The 17,605-nt window shown below is 65.3% G+C and carries 15 protein-coding genes; 3 read left to right on the forward strand and 12 right to left on the reverse strand.

Annotation, left to right across the window (positions count from 1 at the left end; genetic code table 11):
- Positions 1-66: 66 nt before the first annotated feature.
- The 5 genes from EN955_RS08870 to EN955_RS08890 all read right to left on the reverse strand — a co-directional run bounded on the left by EN955_RS08870 (position 67) and on the right by EN955_RS08890 (position 4,917).
- Positions 67-948, reverse strand: a complete 882-nt coding sequence (locus EN955_RS08870) for an SMP-30/gluconolactonase/LRE family protein (RefSeq protein WP_024502161.1) — start codon at positions 946-948, stop codon at positions 67-69.
- On the reverse strand, positions 945-1,586 hold the full coding sequence (locus tag EN955_RS08875) for a 2-dehydro-3-deoxy-6-phosphogalactonate aldolase (protein ID WP_024502162.1): 642 nt from the start codon (positions 1,584-1,586) through the stop codon (positions 945-947). Before EN955_RS08875 ends, EN955_RS08870 begins: the two co-directional genes overlap by 4 nt.
- Entirely contained in the window at positions 1,583-2,536 is a 954-nt protein-coding gene (locus EN955_RS08880; protein ID WP_024502163.1) for a 2-dehydro-3-deoxygalactonokinase, read from the reverse strand. The genes EN955_RS08875 and EN955_RS08880 overlap by 4 nt, the downstream gene beginning before the upstream one ends.
- Positions 2,533-3,300 carry an SDR family oxidoreductase gene (locus tag EN955_RS08885; RefSeq protein ID WP_024502164.1) on the reverse strand — a complete coding sequence of 256 codons (768 nt, stop codon included), beginning with the start codon at positions 3,298-3,300 and terminating at the stop codon, positions 2,533-2,535. Before EN955_RS08885 ends, EN955_RS08880 begins: the two co-directional genes overlap by 4 nt.
- A gap of 267 nt (positions 3,301-3,567) precedes the next feature.
- Complete coding sequence (locus tag EN955_RS08890; RefSeq protein WP_013528600.1) at positions 3,568-4,917, reverse strand: EAL domain-containing protein; 1,350 nt, start codon at positions 4,915-4,917, stop codon at positions 3,568-3,570.
- 300 nt (positions 4,918-5,217) lie between these two features.
- On the opposite strand from EN955_RS08890, the gene gshB reads away from it, so the two are divergent.
- From gshB to EN955_RS08905, 3 genes are all read left to right on the forward strand, one after another.
- Complete coding sequence (gene gshB, locus EN955_RS08895; RefSeq protein WP_013528601.1) at positions 5,218-6,159, forward strand: glutathione synthase; 942 nt, start codon at positions 5,218-5,220, stop codon at positions 6,157-6,159.
- Between the two features lie 174 nt (positions 6,160-6,333).
- Positions 6,334-7,866, forward strand: a complete 1,533-nt coding sequence (locus EN955_RS08900) for a YifB family Mg chelatase-like AAA ATPase (RefSeq protein ID WP_127223404.1) — start codon at positions 6,334-6,336, stop codon at positions 7,864-7,866.
- A gap of 275 nt (positions 7,867-8,141) precedes the next feature.
- Positions 8,142-8,681 (forward strand): J domain-containing protein, encoded by a 540-nt coding sequence (locus EN955_RS08905; RefSeq protein WP_013528603.1) that lies wholly within the window; start codon positions 8,142-8,144, stop codon positions 8,679-8,681.
- Positions 8,682-8,747: 66 nt separating this feature from the next.
- On the opposite strand, the gene EN955_RS08910 is transcribed toward EN955_RS08905, so the two are convergent.
- From EN955_RS08910 to EN955_RS08940, 7 genes are all read right to left on the reverse strand, one after another.
- Entirely contained in the window at positions 8,748-10,916 is a 2,169-nt protein-coding gene (locus tag EN955_RS08910; RefSeq protein WP_024502166.1) for a malate synthase G, read from the reverse strand.
- Between the two features lie 98 nt (positions 10,917-11,014).
- Positions 11,015-13,057, reverse strand: coding sequence for a hydantoinase/oxoprolinase family protein (locus tag EN955_RS08915; protein ID WP_024502167.1), 2,043 nt, complete (start codon positions 13,055-13,057; stop codon positions 11,015-11,017).
- A gap of 121 nt (positions 13,058-13,178) precedes the next feature.
- Complete coding sequence (locus EN955_RS08920; RefSeq protein WP_024502168.1) at positions 13,179-13,805, reverse strand: CDGSH iron-sulfur domain-containing protein; 627 nt, start codon at positions 13,803-13,805, stop codon at positions 13,179-13,181.
- A gap of 114 nt (positions 13,806-13,919) precedes the next feature.
- A complete protein-coding gene (locus EN955_RS08925) occupies positions 13,920-14,291 on the reverse strand; it encodes a hypothetical protein (RefSeq protein WP_013528607.1) in 372 nt (123 codons plus the stop codon).
- A gap of 127 nt (positions 14,292-14,418) precedes the next feature.
- The gene (locus EN955_RS08930; protein WP_024502169.1) at positions 14,419-14,775 is read right to left on the reverse strand and encodes a hypothetical protein; all 357 of its coding nucleotides are present in this window, start codon (positions 14,773-14,775) and stop codon (positions 14,419-14,421) included.
- Between the two features lie 49 nt (positions 14,776-14,824).
- The gene (locus EN955_RS08935; RefSeq protein ID WP_024502170.1) at positions 14,825-16,312 is read right to left on the reverse strand and encodes an aspartate aminotransferase family protein; all 1,488 of its coding nucleotides are present in this window, start codon (positions 16,310-16,312) and stop codon (positions 14,825-14,827) included.
- Between the two features lie 13 nt (positions 16,313-16,325).
- Positions 16,326-17,414 (reverse strand): pyridoxal-phosphate dependent enzyme, encoded by a 1,089-nt coding sequence (locus tag EN955_RS08940; RefSeq protein WP_024502171.1) that lies wholly within the window; start codon positions 17,412-17,414, stop codon positions 16,326-16,328.
- Positions 17,415-17,605 lie beyond the last annotated feature (191 nt).

Genomic DNA, 17,605 nt, shown 5'->3' on the forward strand with positions numbered 1-17,605 from the left:
CGCGAAACCGACACGGTGCGGGCGGTGGCGTGACAACGCACCGTCCGACCATAGAATCCAGTTCGATCAGGCGATCAGCACGCGCGGCTCGAAGCGGCCGTTGACGGGAATATCGAGCAGAAAGGTCATGCCGCCCTGCAGATCCAGCAGACGCTGCTTCTCATCCTTGCCCGACCAGGCGGAGGTGACCGCCAGCCGGTCGGCCTTGGCGCCGACGAAGGCTGGGCAGGATGGCTGCGTCACCGGCATGGCGACCGTGCGGACGAGCTTGCCGTCGGGTCCGTAGGCTTCGATGACGCTGCCGCCCCAGACGGCGTTCCACAGGATGCCGTCGCGGTCGAGCACCGACCCGTCGACATAGCCCTTGGCCGAGCGGTGGTCGACGAACAGCTTGGGCTCACCGGCAGGCAGACCGGTCGCCGGGTCGCAGGCGACGCGCATCAGCAGCCCGGTCGAGGTGTCGGTGTAGTAAGCGATCGCGCCATCCTCGGTAAAACAGATCGAATTGGAGACGGTGATGTCCGAAAACAGCTGGCGCAGTTCGCCCTTGAAAAACCAGTAGATCGAACCCGCGCCTTTTTCCTCGCCCTTGCCCATGGTGCCCATCCACAGGGCACCACAGGGATGGACGCGGGAATCGTTGGAGCGCGTGACCGGATTGTCGGCCTCGACAGGCGTGTGCAGCGTCAGCTTGCCGGTCGCGACATCGCGGACATAAAGGCCGGTCTCGGCGGCGATCAGCTGGCGCTTGTCGTCGATGACGGCGATGGCGCTCGCCATTTGGCCAAGCTCATGGACGGTGGTCGCGCCGCCGGACAGCCGCTTTTCCAGAAGCTGGCTGTTGACGATGTCAAACCAGTAGAGCGTATCGGTGGCGGGATCGTAGCTCGGCCCCTCGCCGAGCTGGCAGACGTGATCGGAAAAAACCGAAACGATCGCTTCGCTCATCCTGCTTCTCCGAACACCGCATCCCAGGCCGCGACGGCAGCTTGCGCACGCGCGGCCACCTCGTCGACGCTCATGCCCGGCTTGAACAGGCTGGAGCCCAGACCAAAGGCGGTCACGCCGGCAGCCTTGTAGCCGGCAAAATCTTTTTCAGAGACACCGCCGACGGCGCCGACCAATGTCTGCGCCGGCAACACCGCGCCCATCGCGGAAATGCCGCCGGCACCCAGCACGCTCGCCGGGAAGAATTTCAGGGCCGAGGCGCCGAGCTTGATCGCCAGGAAGGCTTCGGTCGGCGTGAACACGCCGGGCATCGTCACCATGCCGTAATGCATGGCGCGCGCCATCACCTCGGCATCGATGTTGGGACTGACCAGAAGCCGCCCTCCGGCCTGGTGCAAGCCATCGACATCGGCCGGCGTCAGCACCGTGCCGGCGCCGACCAGCGCCGTTTTCGGCAGCACTTGGACGATGCGGGCGATCGACGAGAACGGTTGCGGCGAGTTGAGCGGCACTTCGATCGCCTCGATGCCAGCGTCGAACAGCGCCTGGCCCATGGCCATCGCCTCGGTGGGCTTGAGCCCGCGAAGGATGGCAACCAGGCCGCGCTTGAGTTTTGGAAACGGTGCGGTCTGGCTCATCGGGCAACTCCAATTCTGGCGATCATGCCGTTCTCGCGCGCCGCCTCGACGAGACCGGCACGCACTGCCTCGTCGGCGTCGACGGCCCGGACCTCAAGCCCAGCAAGACCAAGTGCGGCCTGGTAGAGGGCGGCCAGCGCGCCGGAGGCAATCAGCACCACGGGTTCGGCGCCGGCGCCATGCCGGCGGCTGGCGGAGGCGATCTCGCCGCCGATCAAAAGGCCGGACAGGCAGGCGGCGGCATCGTCGGCTTTCAAATCCTGCAGCAGGCCGGCGGCCCGGATCGAAAACAGCCGCGAGGTGACATCGCCGCCTTCGCCCAATGCGGTTTCGCACCAGCGGCGGAAGAACGGATTGTCCGATGTGACCGGCTTGGGGTGCTCGCCGAGCGAATGGCGCAGGATCGAATGCGCGGCAAGCACGGAAAACAGCTCACCGGTCGGCCAGGTGCCGAAGCCGGTAACGGCGCCATCCTCGACCAGCACCCATTTCGAATGGGTGCCGGGCATGCAGACCAACTGGCGCCCCCTGGCCGGCAGGCCGGCGCCGGCAAGCTGGGTTTCCTCGCCGCGCATGACGTCGGGCGCGTCAGTCAGCCGCTGGGCAAGGCCCGGAACGATGCGGATGTCGCGGCTTTGGCCGGGCACCCTGGCGGCACCCGCAAGGATGGCGGTAAGCGGCGCCGGCACGGTGACATAGGGCGCTTCGAGCCAGCCCTGGCGGGACCCGGCCATGCCGCAGATGATGACGGGCAGCGCCGCTGGTGCTCCCATCGCCGCCAGATGCCCTTCGAGGATGGTCGAAAAGCCCTTTTGCTGCGCGGTGATCAGGCCGTCATCGCCGCGGCGTTCGGCAAGCATATTGCCTTGCCCGTCGATCAGCCAGACCCGCATACGGGTCGTGCCCCAGTCGACGGCGGCGACCGCCGGTGCGTTGCCGGCTTGGCTCACAGGAAGCCTCCATCGACGACCAGCATCTGCGCTGTCAGCATGCGCGAGGCGTCCGAGGCCAGGAACAGCACCGTGCCGACGATGTCGTCCGGCTGCATCACCTGTTTTATGCACTGCTTGGCGACATGGGCGGCAAGCCCCTGTTCGGTCACCCAGAGCTCCTTCTGCCGCTCGGTGATCACCCAGCCGGGCGCAATGGCGTTGACGCGGATGCCGTCCACACCGAGCTTGCCGGCCAGCCCCTTGGTCAGACCGAGGATACCGGCCTTGGCGGCCGTGTAGGACGGCATGTCGGGGTGGTTGATCAGATAGGACGTCGAGGTGAAGTTGATGATCGAGCCGCCGCCGGCCCGCTTCATGCCCGGCGCCACCGCTTGCGCGGTGAAGAAATGCGGCCTCAGATTAATGGCTTGGTTGTTGTCCCAGAACTCGACCGTCACGTCTTCGACGGCGTGGCGTTCGTCCCAGGCCGCATTGTTGACCAGCACGGTGACATCGCCATGCGCCTCGGCAGCCTTCGCGGCGGACGCCCGCAGGGCCTCGACATCGCGCAAATCGGTCTTGAGATAGAGCGGCCGGCGGCCGAATTCTTTCTCGATGCGGTCGGCAAGAGCTGTGCTTGGGCCGTCGGCGATGTCGATGAAGGCGACATTGGCGCCCTGGCGCACAAAACCCTCGGTCAGTGCCGCGCCAATTCCGGAGCCGCCGCCGGTGATCAGCACCGAGGCTCCTTCGAGGTCGGCAAAATGCGCCGATGGCATCATCGTTGTTGTCTCCCAGCGCATGACCCCGAAAATCGGATCGATTTTCGGAAAGGGATCATGCGCAAATGTTAAATGCTACAGCGTCCTTTGCGCGTCTTGAAAGACGCGCGGCGCTGTAGCGTGACCGGCGCGCATCCTAGCCACGCAAGGCGCGCGGGCAAGGGCGAACCGCCGAATTTCAGGGCTTATGTCAGACAAAACGACAATGCGCCGCACCGGATGTGCACGGCAGCACCGTCGGGGTTGGGGATTGCGGAGGACCGCCGGTCAGATCGCCTTGGCGCGCAGGGCGCCGCGGAAGGAATCGCGGAGATAGCCGAGCGTGGCGTCGGCATCGACCGGCTTGCCGAACAGATAGCCCTGTCCGCCGGCGCAGCCAAACTGGACCAGGCGATCGGCCTGCGCTTCCTGCTCGATTCCTTCGGCGACGACGTCCATGCCGAGCCCTTCGCACATTGCGAGGATAGCGCGGATGATGTGTTCCGACGGCCTGTCGTCGAGAATGGAGGAGACGAAGGCGCGATCGATCTTGAGCTTGTCGAAATGGAATTCGCGCAAGCGGCCGAGCGAGGACTGGCCGGTGCCGAAATCGTCGAGCGAGACGCGGATGCCGACGCGGCGCAGATCCTCGACGATCTGAGCGGCCGAGGCCGGGTCGTTCATCAGGCCGGTCTCGGTGATCTCGATCTCCAGCCGGCGCGGATCGAAGCCGGTGCGGTCGAGGATCGCCAGTATGTGCAGGCCGGTGTTCTGGTCGACGAGCTGCGAGGGTGACAGGTTGAACGACAGGAACAGGTCCTTCGGCCAGCTTCTGGCGGCCTCCGTCGCCTTGCGCAGCACCAGCTGCGACAACGGGCCGATGATGCCACGCTCCTCGGCGATGGGAATGAAGACGGTCGGCGGCACGGAACCCAGGTCGCGGTCGGTCCAGCGCGCCAGCGTCTCGAAGCCGATGGTGCGGCGCGTGGCGAGATCGACGATGGGTTGGAAATGCGGCTCCACCTCGCCGGCCGAGACAGCCCGGCGCAGCGCCTGTTCGATGCGGGTGACGCGCTTGGCGGCTTCTTCCATCTCACGGGTGTAGACGACGACGCGGCCACGGCCGGAACGCTTGGCGTGGTAGAGTGCCGTCTCTGCCTTGTTGATGAGGATTTCCGTGGTCTCGTCGCCCGAATAGAACAACGAGCAGCCGACCGAGGCCGAAAGCCTGGCGGTGCGTTCGCCGACATCGTAGGGCGCCGACAGGATCTCGATCAGCATGCGCGACTTTTCGGCCGCAGCGTCCTCGCTGAATACCATCGGATAGAGAAAAGCGAATTCGTCGGCGCCGATGCGGCAGACCGTGGAATAGCCGTCCATAGAGGCGCGCAGCCGCATCGCGACCTGGATCAGGATGTCGTCGCCGGCCTTGTGGCCGAACAGATCGTTGATCGGCTTGAAGCCGTCGAGGTCGAGAATCCCGACGGTAAAGGGCGCGGGATCGTCGGCTCGGTCGGCGATCAGCCGATCGACCTTGTCGAAGAAGCGGCGATGGTTGCCAAGCCCGGTCAACGGATCGGTGAATGCCAGATCCGTGCTCTCCCTGTTTGCCTGACCGGTGCCAAACGAAGTTTGCATCGGTGTCCCTGTTTTGTGACTTCGGAATTTATTTTCAGACTGGCAGCAAACCCTTTAGGAAACGTATCGCGAAATCGATTTTCCATGGGCAACCGCGACCTGTTTCGAAGGATCGATGTGAGGTGTGGATTCGGGCTCAAGGAACAACGAGGACGCGCAGCCTGGCTCCTGTCACGGAATGACCGGCAGGGCCGAGCTTGCGACTTGCTGATGCCAATCTTCAAAAGGTCGCGATTGGCAGACGGGCAGTGAGCCTGTACAGGCAGGACAGTCGTCCATCCGAGCCGCCGGAGACCCGCCATGAAGCTGAAAATCGCCGTCCAGATGGACCACATCTCCACCGTGTCGATCGCCGGCGACACCTCGTTCGCGCTGTCGCTGGAAGCGCAGCGGCGTGGCCATGAGCTGTTCCACTACACGCCGGATCGGCTGTCGTTGCGCGACGGCAAGGTGTTTGCCCGCATTGAGGAGATGCAGGTGCGCGACGAGAAGGGCAGCCACTATTCGCTGGGCGAGAAGGTGCGCACCGATCTGTCGGAGATGGACGTCGTCCTGCTGCGCCAGGATCCGCCCTTCGACATGAACTACATCACCACCACGCACATCCTGGAGCGCATCCACCCGAAGACGCTCGTGGTCAACGACCCGGCCTGGGTGCGCAACAGCCCGGAAAAGATCTTCGTCACCGAATTTGCCGACCTGATGCCGGACACGCTGATCACCAAGGATCCACTCGAAGTTGCCGCCTTCCGCAAGGAGTTCGGCGACATCATCGTCAAGCCGCTCTACGGCAATGGCGGCGCCGGCATCTTCCATCTGCTGGAGGGCGACCGCAACCTGGCCTCGCTGCTGGAAATGTTCGGCCAGATGTTTCGCGAACCCTATATCGTGCAGCGCTATCTCAAGGACGTGCGCAAGGGCGACAAGCGCATCATCCTGATCGACGGCGAGCCGGTCGGCGCCATCAACCGCGTGCCCGCCGAACATGATTCCCGCTCCAACATGCATGTCGGCGGCCGCGCCGAAAAGACCGAGCTGACGGCGCGCGAACGCGAGATCTGCGCACGCATCGGGCCTTCGCTGAAGGAGCGTGGCTTCATCCTGGTCGGCATCGACGTGATCGGCGACTACATGACCGAGATCAATGTCACCTCGCCGACCGGCGTGCGCGAGGTCAAACGCTTCGGCGGCGCCGACATCGCCAGCCTGTTCTGGGATGCAGTCGAGGACAAGCGCGGGTAAGCCGTTTTCATTTTGTCTTAACCATGTTCCGTTTTTGCAACCGCGCTCAATTCGGCTGCAACCCACGCGCTCACATGTTCCCGTAATGTTCTTGATTTGACCGAGGATTTGTGATTGTCTGCCCGTGGGGCCATTTCTTGGCCATCGCGTGGGTTGTGGTCTGGGGGCAAAGAAATGGTGGCGCGGGTTCGCACGGTCGCTTTCCAGGGCATCGAGGCCGTGCCGGTCGACGTGCAGGTGATGATCGCGCCCGGCAAGGTCAACATGCACATCGTCGGCCTGGGCGACAAGGCGGTGGCCGAAAGCCGCGAGCGGGTGCAGGCCGCACTGCATGCATCCGGCCTGTCGATGCCGTCGAAGAAAGTCACGGTCAATCTGGCGCCGGCCGACCTGCCGAAGGAAGGCAGTCACTACGACCTGCCGATCGCGCTTGGCCTGATGGCTGCCCTTGGCGCCATTCCGGGCGACATGCTGGCCGGCTATGTCGTGCTTGGAGAATTGTCGCTCGATGGCACGATTGCCGCGGTCGCCGGCGCCTTGCCGGCGGCGATCGCCGCCAATGCCGAGGGCAAGGGCCTGATCTGCCCGTTCGCCTGCGGACCTGAGGCGGCCTGGGCTGGAAAGGATTTCGACATTCTGGCACCGCGCAGCCTGATTGCCATCGCCAATCATTTTCGCGGCACGCAGGTGCTGTCGCGCCCCGAGGCCGGCATCCACGCCGCCGCGCTGGATTTGCCCGACCTCGCCGACATCAAGGGCCAGGAGACCGCCAAGCGGGCGCTGGAAGTGGCGGCCGCCGGCGGGCATAATCTTCTGATGATCGGGCCGCCGGGCTCGGGCAAATCGATGCTGGCGCAGCGGCTGCCGTCGATCCTGCCGCCGCTGGCGCCGAAGGAATTGCTCGAAGTCTCGATGATCGCGTCGGTGGCGGGAGAGCTCGGCGAAGGCAAATTGACCGACCGGCGGGCGTTCCGCGCGCCGCACCACTCGGCCTCGATGGCGGCGATGGTCGGCGGCGGCATCCGCGCGCGGCCGGGCGAGGTGTCGCTGGCCCATCACGGCGTGCTGTTCCTCGACGAGTTTCCCGAGTTCACGCCGCAGACGCTCGATGCGCTGCGCCAGCCGCTGGAGACCGGCGACTGCATGATCGCGCGGGCCAACCATCGCGTCACCTATCCGGCGCGTATCCAGCTGGTGGCGGCGATGAACCCGTGCCGCTGCGGCATGGCCGGCGAGCCGGGTTATCGCTGCCTGCGCGGCGAGCGCTGCCGCACCGACTACCAGGCGCGCATTTCGGGCCCGCTGCTCGACCGCATCGATCTCAGGATCGAAGTGCCGGCGGTCTCGGCCAGCGACCTGATCCGGCCCGACCGGGCGGAGAAAAGTGCCGATGTGGCGATGCGTGTGGCACGCGCCCGCACCATCCAGCGCGAGCGCTTCGAGCGGCTCGGCGCCACCCGCGCCACCACCAACGCGCATTGCGCGCCCTCGGTCATCGAGGAGATCGCCATGCCGGACGCCGCCGGCCTGTCGCTGCTCAAGGACGCCAGCGAAAAGCTCGCCTTTTCGGCGCGAGCCTATCACCGGGTGCTGAAGGTGGCGCGGACACTCGCCGATCTCGACGCCAGCGAAACCGTCGGCCGCATCCATCTGGCCGAAGCGATTTCCTATCGCATGAGCTCGGAGCGGGTGGCGCAGGCGGCGTAGATCACTCGCCGCCCGACAAGCCGACCTTGCCACGCCACCTTCCGCAATCACGCCATAACCGTCATCCGACGAATCGGCCATCTCCGCACTGCCGCGGACCTGATTGTCCGCTTGGTCGACGTCCTCACCACCCAACTGCCCCCACCGACCGGGCGCCGGCCGTTTCTCCGTCTTCGGGGGCGTGGACGTCATCGCATCGGACCAAAGTCTTGGTCTCCGCATTGGGAATTCCTTATTTAGATAATGTGAATATGATTGCGGTCGGGGAGCCCGCTATGTTCGTTGACTACTACGAAGTTTTGGAAGTCAGCCCGAACGCCAACTCGGAAACGCTGGAGCGCATATTTCGCTATTTTGCGATGCGCTATCATCCCGACAATCGCGAAACCGGCGATGAAGCCCGCTTCAGTGAAATCGTGGAAGCCCACAACACGCTCAAGGATCCGGTCAAACGCGCTCAATACGACATCGCGTATAGGGACCATGCCGGCCTTCGCCGCGAATTGACCGAGGAAGCCAGCAACAGCAAAGGCATCGAGCGGGATGTCGTGATCCAGGCCAGGCTGCTGTCGCTGCTTTACGCGAAGCGCCGGCACGACGTCAGCAATCCCGGGATCGGGGATGTGGAGCTCGAACGCCTGTCAGACTGTCCGCGAGAGCATCTCGAGTTTCATCTCTGGTATCTGAAAGCGAAGGGCTGGATAGCAAGAGTGGAAAACGGGACGATCGCGATTACGGTGGAAGGCGTCGATAGGGTCAACTCCGAACACCGTCGCGATCCCACCATCCGGCTCCTGGACCATACAGCTTCCTGACGCCTCACCTCCGGAGGAAGTCAGGCCGAAGACCTGCCGCCCCATTCACGGCAGGGACTGGCCTCTTCAGCCCTGCTGCGCCTTCAGTTCCAGCCGCCGCGCGTGCAACACCGGCTCGGTGTAGCCATTGGGCTGGACGCGGCCCTTGAAGACCAGATCACAGGCGGCCTGAAAGGCGATCGATCCGTCGAAATCGGCCGCCATGGGCTGGTAGAGCGGGTCGCCCGCGTTCTGGCGGTCGACGATGTCAGCCATGCGCTTCATCGTCGCCATTACCTGGTCCTCGCTGCACACGCCGTGGTGCAGCCAGTTGGCGATGTGTTGCGAGGAGATGCGCAGCGTGGCGCGGTCTTCCATCAGGCCGACATCGTTGATGTCAGGCACTTTCGAGCAGCCGACGCCCTGGTCGATCCAGCGCACGACATAGCCAAGAATGCCCTGCGCGTTGTTGTCGAGTTCCTTCTGGATATCCTCGGGCGACCAGTTCGGCCGCACGGCAACGGGCACCGACAGGATGTCGTCAAGCTTCGCCTTGGGCCGGTTCTTCAGCGCCGCCTGCACGGCGTGAACATCGACCTTGTGATAGTGCGTGGCATGCAGCGTCGCCGCCGTCGGCGACGGCACCCAGGCAGTGTTGGCGCCGGCCTTGGGATGGGCGATCTTCTCGACCAGCATCGCAGCCATCAGATCCGGCATCGCCCACATGCCCTTGCCGATCTGGGCGTGGCCGGCCAAGCCGCATTCCAGCCCGGTGTCGACATTCCAGGCCTCGTAGGCGGAAATCCAGGCGGCCTGCTTCATGTCGCCCTTGCGGATCATCGGGCCGGCTTCCATCGAGGTGTGGATCTCGTCGCCGGTGCGGTCGAGGAAGCCGGTGTTGATGAACACGACGCGCTCTTTTGCGGCGCGGATTGCCTCCTTGAGGTTGACGGTGGTGCGCCGCTCCTCGTCCATGATGCCCATCTTGATGGTATTTTTCGCCATGCCGAGCAGCGCTTCGACGCGGTCGAAGATCTCGACGGCGAAAGCGACTTCCTCCGGCCCATGCATCTTGGGTTTCACGACATACATCGAGCCGGCGCGGGAATTGGCGCGGCGGCCGTTCGGCCCGACATCGTGCAGCGCGATCAGCGCCGTCATCGCCGCATCCATGATGCCTTCCGGAACCTCATTGCCGTCGCGGTCGAGGATCGCCGGGCTGGTCATCAGGTGGCCGACATTCCTGACCAGCATCAGCGAGCGGCCGGGCACGGTCAGCCTGCCGCCGGCGGGCGCAGTGTAGGCGCGGTCGGGATTGAGCTTGCGGACAAAACTCTTGCCGCCCTTGGTGATCTCTTCTGCTAGGTCACCCTTCATCAGGCCGAGCCAGTTGCGGTAGACGATGACCTTGTCTGGCGCATCCACCGCCGCGACCGAATCCTCGCAGTCCTGGATGGTGGTCAGCGCCGATTCCAGGATGACATCGGCGATGCCCGCCGGATCGGTGCGGCCGATCTGGTTGTTGCGGTCGATCACGATCTCGATGTGCAGGCCGTTGCGCACAAGCAGCACGGCATCGGGATTGGCGGCATCGCCGCGATAGCCGACGAATTGCCTGGGGTCGGCCAGCGTCGTCGAGCCGGCGCCGGCGCTCAGCCGCAAGGCACCTTGCGCCAGCGACAGGCCATTGACGCCGGCCCATTTGCCGGACGTGAGCGGGGCAGCCTCGTCGAGAAAGGTCTTCGTCCAGGCGACGACCTTGGCGCCGCGTGCCGGATTGAAGGCTTTGCCCTTTTCGGCGCCATCCGTTTCGGGGATGGCATCGGTGCCGTAGAGCGCATCGTAGAGCGAACCCCAGCGCGCATTGGCAGCGTTGAGCGCATAGCGCGCATTCATCACCGGCACGACCAGCTGCGGTCCGGCAACATCAGCAATTTCAGGGTCGACATTGTCGGTCGACACGCTGAAGGCCGGGCCTTCGGGAACGAGGTAGCCGATCTCTTTCAGGAAGCCCTTGTAGGCCTCCATGTCGACCGACGCGCCGTGATCGCGATACCAGCCGTCTATCTGTTCCTGGATGGCGTCACGCTTTGCCAGCAGCGCCCGGTTCTTCGGCGCCAGATCATGGACGATGGCCGAAAAACCGTTCCAGAAGGCGTCCGCTTCGATCCCCGTGCCCGGCAGCGCTTCCGTGGCCACGAACTCATGCAGCTCGCGGGCAATCCGCAATCCGGCGATCTCGATGCGGTCGGTCATCAGGCTACTCCAGATGAAAGGCTTTGCGGGCCTTTGGCATGTCAGGTTTGCCGGGTCAATTCAGCTTAGGGTGAAGGTGGCGTATTTCGCCGCGTCGCTCAAACCGCAATCCTTGGCCTACCCGAGGCCACGGCCACGACATGCGCCTCGATGAACATGCGCTGGGCCTCGACGGTCGAGACCCGGAATTCGGTGGCGACGTCGATCTCGGCGCTGTCGGTGCCGGCATCCCTGGCGCGCTCCGCGACGATGGCGCGGACATCGGCCTCGGCCGCCGCGATTGCCGCTGCCTCGTCGAGGAAATCGCGTACGGTCTCGCCCGAGGCGAGACGAAACAGCCCTTCTATGGGCTGGCTGACCCGCGCCTCGGCCGAAACCCTGACCTGGCCGACGACGGCGCCGAGCGCGTTGGCGACATCGGTATCCCTGGGCACCACGCAGTCATTGCCGATCAGCTCGGCCAAGCCGGCATAGTGCAGCGGCGCCGAGGCGCCGAGGCCGATGACCGGGCGGTCGAGCGCAACGCCCAGGCGGGCGATGCCGGGATGCGCGTCGACCGCGCGCTGCACCAGGGCGTGCGCCACCGTCGCGGCGCCGTCGAGCCCATCCTCGGCAAAGGCGGTCTCGAGGATATATTCGGCCGACCAGCGCGTCAGCGTCACCAGCACCCGTTCCGAGATCGCTTCCGGCGAAGCGGCGATGTTCTGGCCACGGCCGTCACGCTTGCGGGCGAACAGTTCGGCGCCGAGGCGCGCGGCGATGGGATCCCAGTTCGCCTGCTTGCCCAGCACGTGGGCGGCGTCCGACGGGGTGAAGCCGGCGACATGCACCAGCCCGCGCGACACCAGCCGGTTCAGCGTCGCGTTCTGCGCGTTCGAGGTCAAAAGCCTGTCGACGGCGAGCGGCACGGCACCAATCAGCTCGTAGAGCTTGGCTTCGGCGCCGGTCAGGCCGGCGGCGAGCCGGTCCGGCACGCCGGTGCGCACCGCGAAGCGGCCGTCCATACGGCCGGGATTGGGTGCCCGCAGCTGACGCTCCAGCTCTGAAATCACCGCTACGCCATGCGCCATGCCGGCCAGCGCCAGCGGCACCAGGCGGCGCGGCCCGAGCAGGATCCTGGGGTTGAGCGCGCCATCCTCCAGCGCCACTTCGGAATCGCCGCCGAGGCCGAAGGTGCGCATGGCGACGGCCTCGACCATGGTGCGGAAGCCGCCGACGGTGGCGCCTTCCGGATCTAGCCTGGGACGGCCGCCGTCGAGCACGGCGACGTCGGTGGTGGTGCCGCCGATGTCGGACACCACAGCATTGTCGAGCCCGGTCATGTGGCGGGCGCCGACCAGGCTGGCGGCCGGGCCGGACAGGATGGTCTCGATCGGTCGCTGGCGGGCAAAAGCGGCTGAAACCAGCGCGCCATCGCCGCGCACCACCATCAGCGGTGCTGCGATGTTGCGCGCCTCGAGGAAGCCTTCGGTTGCTGCCACCAGCCGGTCGATCATCGAGATCAGCCTGGCGTTGAGCAAAGTGGTCAGCGCCCGGCGCGGGCCGCCGAGCTTGGCCGACAGCTCGTGGCTCGATGTGACCGGCAGGCCGGACTTGTCGCGGATCAACTCGCGGGCGGCGATCTCATGCGCCGGATTGCGGGTGGCGAAGTAGGCGCAGACGGCAAAGCCGGACACCGAGGCGCCGAGTTCCGGCAGCGCCGCTTCCAGTCCGGACAGATCGAGCTTGGCGGCATTGCCATGCACGTCGTGGCCGCCCGGACAAAAAACCACCGGATCGGTGCCGAGCGCGGCCTTCAGCCCGTCGCGGGCGAGGTCGCCCTCGGAAAAGCCGATCATCACCAGCGCGACGCGGCCGCCCTGGCCCTCGACGAGCGCGTTGGTGGCAAGCGTCGTCGACATCGACACCAGCTTGATATCAGCCGGATCGGTTCCGGCTTTCTGCAGCACCGCGTCGACGGCGCCGGAAATGCCGACGGCAAGATCATGCCTGGTGGTCAGCGCCTTGGCCTTGGCCAGCACCTTGCCCTTGTTCGGCCCTTCTTGCGGGCCTTCCGTTTCAGACCACAACACGGCATCGGTATAGGTGCCGCCGGTGTCGATCCCGAGGAACAACGGTTTTGGCTTGGTCTTGGCTGTCATTTTTGGCGGCGGTCCGGCTGGGGAGTCTGTCTGCCCCTGCCTTTAGCCGATGCGGGCGGGTCGATAAAGCTGCGAGCGCTGGGCCAAGGCGGAGATTGGCAGCGTTGGCCGAAGCGCCAACCTACCCGACAAACCCCACTTTCTTGTGCGTGCCATCGCAGAACGGCTTGTTGGCGGAATGGCCGCAGCGGCAGAGGAAGGCGCGTTGCGTACGGTCGACCGTATGGCCGGTTCCGGTGACGATCTCGAGATTGCCCTCAAGCTTGAGCGGGCCATTGGTGGTCGGCGTCACTTTCAGCGGACCATTTCTCGCTTCGAGCGCCGGCGTGTCCTTCAGCTGCGGCTCGCCGGTGGCGGCAAAACCGGATTTGTTGTGGCTGCCGTCGCAGAACGGCTTGCTTTCCGAAGCGCCGCAGCGGCAGAGCGTGGCACGATAAGAAGTCTCGCCGTCGAGAACGATTTCGGCGTGTACTGCCAGCGGGCCGTTTTCCCGCAGCCGCACCGTGTTGACCACTGGTGCTTGCTCCTGCGGCCCGCCATCCTTCCTGACATAGGTGATGGCGCCCGACGGGCAGCTTTCGGCGATGGCCACGATCTTCTCGACGCTGGCCGCCTCGGGATGGATCCATTGGCCCGGCGCGTTGGGCACGAAGACGTGCGGATCGCCGAGCACGCAGTTGCGCGAATGGATGCAGCGCTTGCCGGAAAACCCGACGTCGATCTTGTCGCTTTCGACCATGCCGGCCATAGCTGAGCTCCTTTTGCCTGAAGCACGTCGCGTCTGAACAGTTCGAGGCGGCGCGCGCTGCGTATTTGCACAGGCTATGGCTCCAGCCCGAAGACCGTCAAGCTGGCAAACCGGTCAGGGGACCAGTTCGATCTCCTCGGTCTCCCCGCCGCTGCAGGTGTAGCAGCAATCCTCGCATTTTTCCTTGTTGCCGGGGCCGACGCCCCAATAGGTGCCCTCGTCACCATCGACCCAGGCGCCGTAACAGATCGATTCCCCGGCGTTGCAGGATATCGGCAGCTGCTTGGTCTCGCCGTCGTCGAGGTAGAAGTCCTTGTCATCGCCCGGCCAGACATAGTCGCGATCCTGGCTGTAGAGTTCGACGCGCATGGCGTTGGGGTGGCCGTTCTTGATGGCAAAGGTGACATCGTCGGCACGCGCCGCCGGCACGAGCAGCATGAGGAGAGACAGCGCGGCCAGCACGCGGCGCGCATAGACATGAAACATGAGTGACCCCCTGAATAAGCGGCCCACCCGGCCGCGTGGCGACCATCGCACGCAGCGCTGAATCGCGGAAGTGGACCGGACGAGCCGATCCCTGACTTAATTTGGGTCCAACGAAAACTTCCGCGCTCTACGGCACCAGATCGATCGTCTCTGTCGAGTGTTCGACGCAGATGAAGCAGCAGGTGTCGCAAGGCTGGTCATTGTCCGGCCCGACGCCGGCCGAGAGGCTGTCATTGCCGTCGGCCCAGGCGCCATAGCAGATATGTTCGCCCTGATTGCAGGAGAACGGCACGGATTTCTGCGACCCTGGGGCGATCAGGAACACCTTGTCGTTGCCCGGCCAGACCGTCTCGCGGTCGCGGCTGAACAGCTCGACCGCGACTGCTTCCTTGCGCAGGTTCTTGACGAAGAAGGCCATGTCGGCGGCCTGCGCCGAGGCGGTGAAGACCAGCGCCGCCAGTGCAACCATACGAAACAGCGTCACGGCCTGGATCTCCCGAATCACCGCGGCAGAATCGCATGCCTGCCCGCAACTAGGAAGGTGCGGAACCCTGCGTCGCGATCTCATGCCCCAGCCGCACCGTTTCACGCACCAGCAGGTCGAGATCCTCGCGCCGTGTGCGATGATTGGTGATCGCCACGCGCAACCAGTGCTCGCCATGCACCGTGGTGTCCGAAAGGGCCGCAATGCCCTGTTCCTGCAGCCGCAGCATGATCTCCGTGTTGAGCGCCTTCAGAGCCTCGCCTGTCAGACCGGGCTGATAGCGGAAGCAGACGATGTTGACGGTCGGCGATGCCGCCAGCTGCAGCCGCGGCGCGGCCTCGATCAAGCCGGCAAGATAGACGGCCTGGGCAATGTTCTGGTCGATCAGGCGGCCGAATTTCTCGACACCGTGCTCCTTCAGCGCCATCCACACCTTCAGCGCGCGAAAACCGCGCGACGTCTGCAGGCCGTAGTCGTGCAGCCATTCGCCGGAAGCGAGGCCGCGCGGCGTCGATTCCAGATATTCCGGCGTGACCGCGAAGGTCCCGCGATGCGCGGCGGCATCCCTGACCAGGGCGCAGCCGACTTCGAAGGGCGCGTGCAGCCATTTGTGGGGATCGAGCGCGACCGAATCCGCCCGTTCGATGCCGGCGACGCGATGGGCATTCTCAGGCGCAATGGCGATCAGCGCGCCGATGCAGCCGTCGACATGGAACCAGAGGCCTTCCTCATGTGACAGCTTCGCAAGCGCCTGCAAATCGTCGATCGCCCCGGTGTTGACGGTGCCCGCCGTACCGATGACGCAGGCCGGCTTGAACCCTGCCGCGCGGTCGTCTGTGATCGCTGCCCGCAAGGCGGCGATATCGATGCGCAGCCCGGCATCGGTCGGGATGCGGCGCAGTGCCCGGTTGCCGAGGCCAAGTGCCTCCATCGCCTTGCGGTGGCACGAGTGGATCTGCTCCGAGCCGTAGAAGCGCAGCGGCTCTTCGATGGCGGCGACACCATGCTCGCGCACGTCGATGCCGGCCTTGACGTTGCGCGCCACGGTCAGCCCGATGATGTTGGCCATCGAGCCGCCGCTGACCAGCGTGCCGCCGGCAGAAGCGGGAAAGCCCAGCATCTCCTTGCACCAGTTCACCACCTGGCTGTCCATCAGCCCGGCGGCGTGGTTGCCGCCGCCGAGGTTCGAGCCCTGGATTGCCGCCAGGAAATCGCCGAGCGCACCGGTGAAATTGCTCGACCCCATATACCAGGACCAGAAGCGCGGATGGATGTTGCCCATTGGATAGGACATCACCGTGCGGGACACCTCAGAATAGACCGCATCCAGCGGCGCCGGCGAGCGCGGCAGCGGCGCCGAGAAGGCCCCTCTCACATCGGCCGGCATCTCCCGCCAGACCGGGCGGTCGCGCACATCGCGGAGGTAATCGACCGCATCGTCGATGACCCGGTGCGACAGGGCCTGCACATCGGCCCAATCCAGGGGGTCGAGCGTTTCCTCGGCCAAAAGGCCGAGGTTTTCTTGCACGGCGTCCATACCAGATCTCCCGTCAAGCCGCCGGGAACTGGCAGCCGGGCGTCGAGCGCGACAGGGCGGTCTCGTCGGCAGCCATCTCGGCCTCGATGCCGTCGAACAGCGGCGTCGACATGTAGCGTTCGCCGGTGTCGGGCAGCATGCACAGGATCACCGCGCCAGCCGGCGCCTTCTCCGCGACCTGCCGCGCCACGGCGAAGGTCGCGCCGCCGGAAACGCCGGTGAAGATGCCCTCTTTGCGCGCCAATTCCCTCGCCCATTTGATGCCCTCGGGCCCGGCGATCGGCATCACCTCGTCATAGAGGCTGGTGTCGATCGCCTCCTGCAGCACGTTGGGTATGAAATCCGGCGTCCAGCCCTGGATCGGGTGCGGCTCGAAGGCTGGATGGCTGGCGGCGGGAGCACCATCGGCGCCGCGCTGCTGGACCTTGCCGCTGCCGATGAGCTGCGCGTTGGCCGGCTCGGACAGCACGATGCGGGTTTCCGGCCGCTCGCGGCGCAGCACGCGCGCCACGCCCACCACCGTGCCGCCGGTGCCATAGCCGGTGACGAAGCAATCAAGCCGCGAGCCGGCGAAATCATTGACGATCTCGCGCGCCGTCGTTGCCTCGTGGATGGCGGCGTTGGCGGCCGTCTCGAACTGGCGGGCAAGGAACCAGCCATTGGCCTCGGCCAGTTCCACCGCCTTCTTGTACATGCCGAAACCTTTTTCTGCGCGCGGCGTCAGCACCACCTTGGCGCCCAGCATGCGCATCAGTTTGCGGCGCTCGACCGAAAAACTGTCGGCCATCGTGACGACCAGCGGATAGCCCTTTTGCGCGCAGACCATGGCGAGGCCAATGCCGGTGTTGCCGCTGGTCGCCTCGACCACCGTCTGGCCCGGCTTCAGCGCCCCGCTGCGCTCGCCCTCCTCGATGATGTTGAGCGCCAGCCGGTCCTTCACCGAGGCGCCGGGATTGAAATACTCGGCCTTGACGTAGATCGTCGCGTGGGACGGTCCGAGATTGTTGATGCGAACCACCGGCGTGTCGCCGACGGTGTCGAGAATGCTGTCGAACAGGCGGCCGCGCCCGGCCGTGGTTCTGATCTTCTGCTGCTGCAACATCTTGGTCTCCTTGATTGTCATCGCGTTTTGTCTTCACGGGCCGGTTACAAACCGGCGGGTTGGGCGGCGAGGTTTGGTGACCTTGCCGCGCTAGGACTGACATGCCGCACAGCGGCAATGCCCGTATCCGGCGCTGATATCCGCTGCCGGATGCGCCGTGTCGTGTTTGGTGATACAGGAGAGGCCGACAG

The organism is Mesorhizobium sp. M7A.F.Ca.CA.001.04.2.1, from assembly GCF_003998485.1.
GTDB classification, from domain to species: Bacteria; Pseudomonadota; Alphaproteobacteria; order Rhizobiales; family Rhizobiaceae; genus Mesorhizobium; species Mesorhizobium ciceri.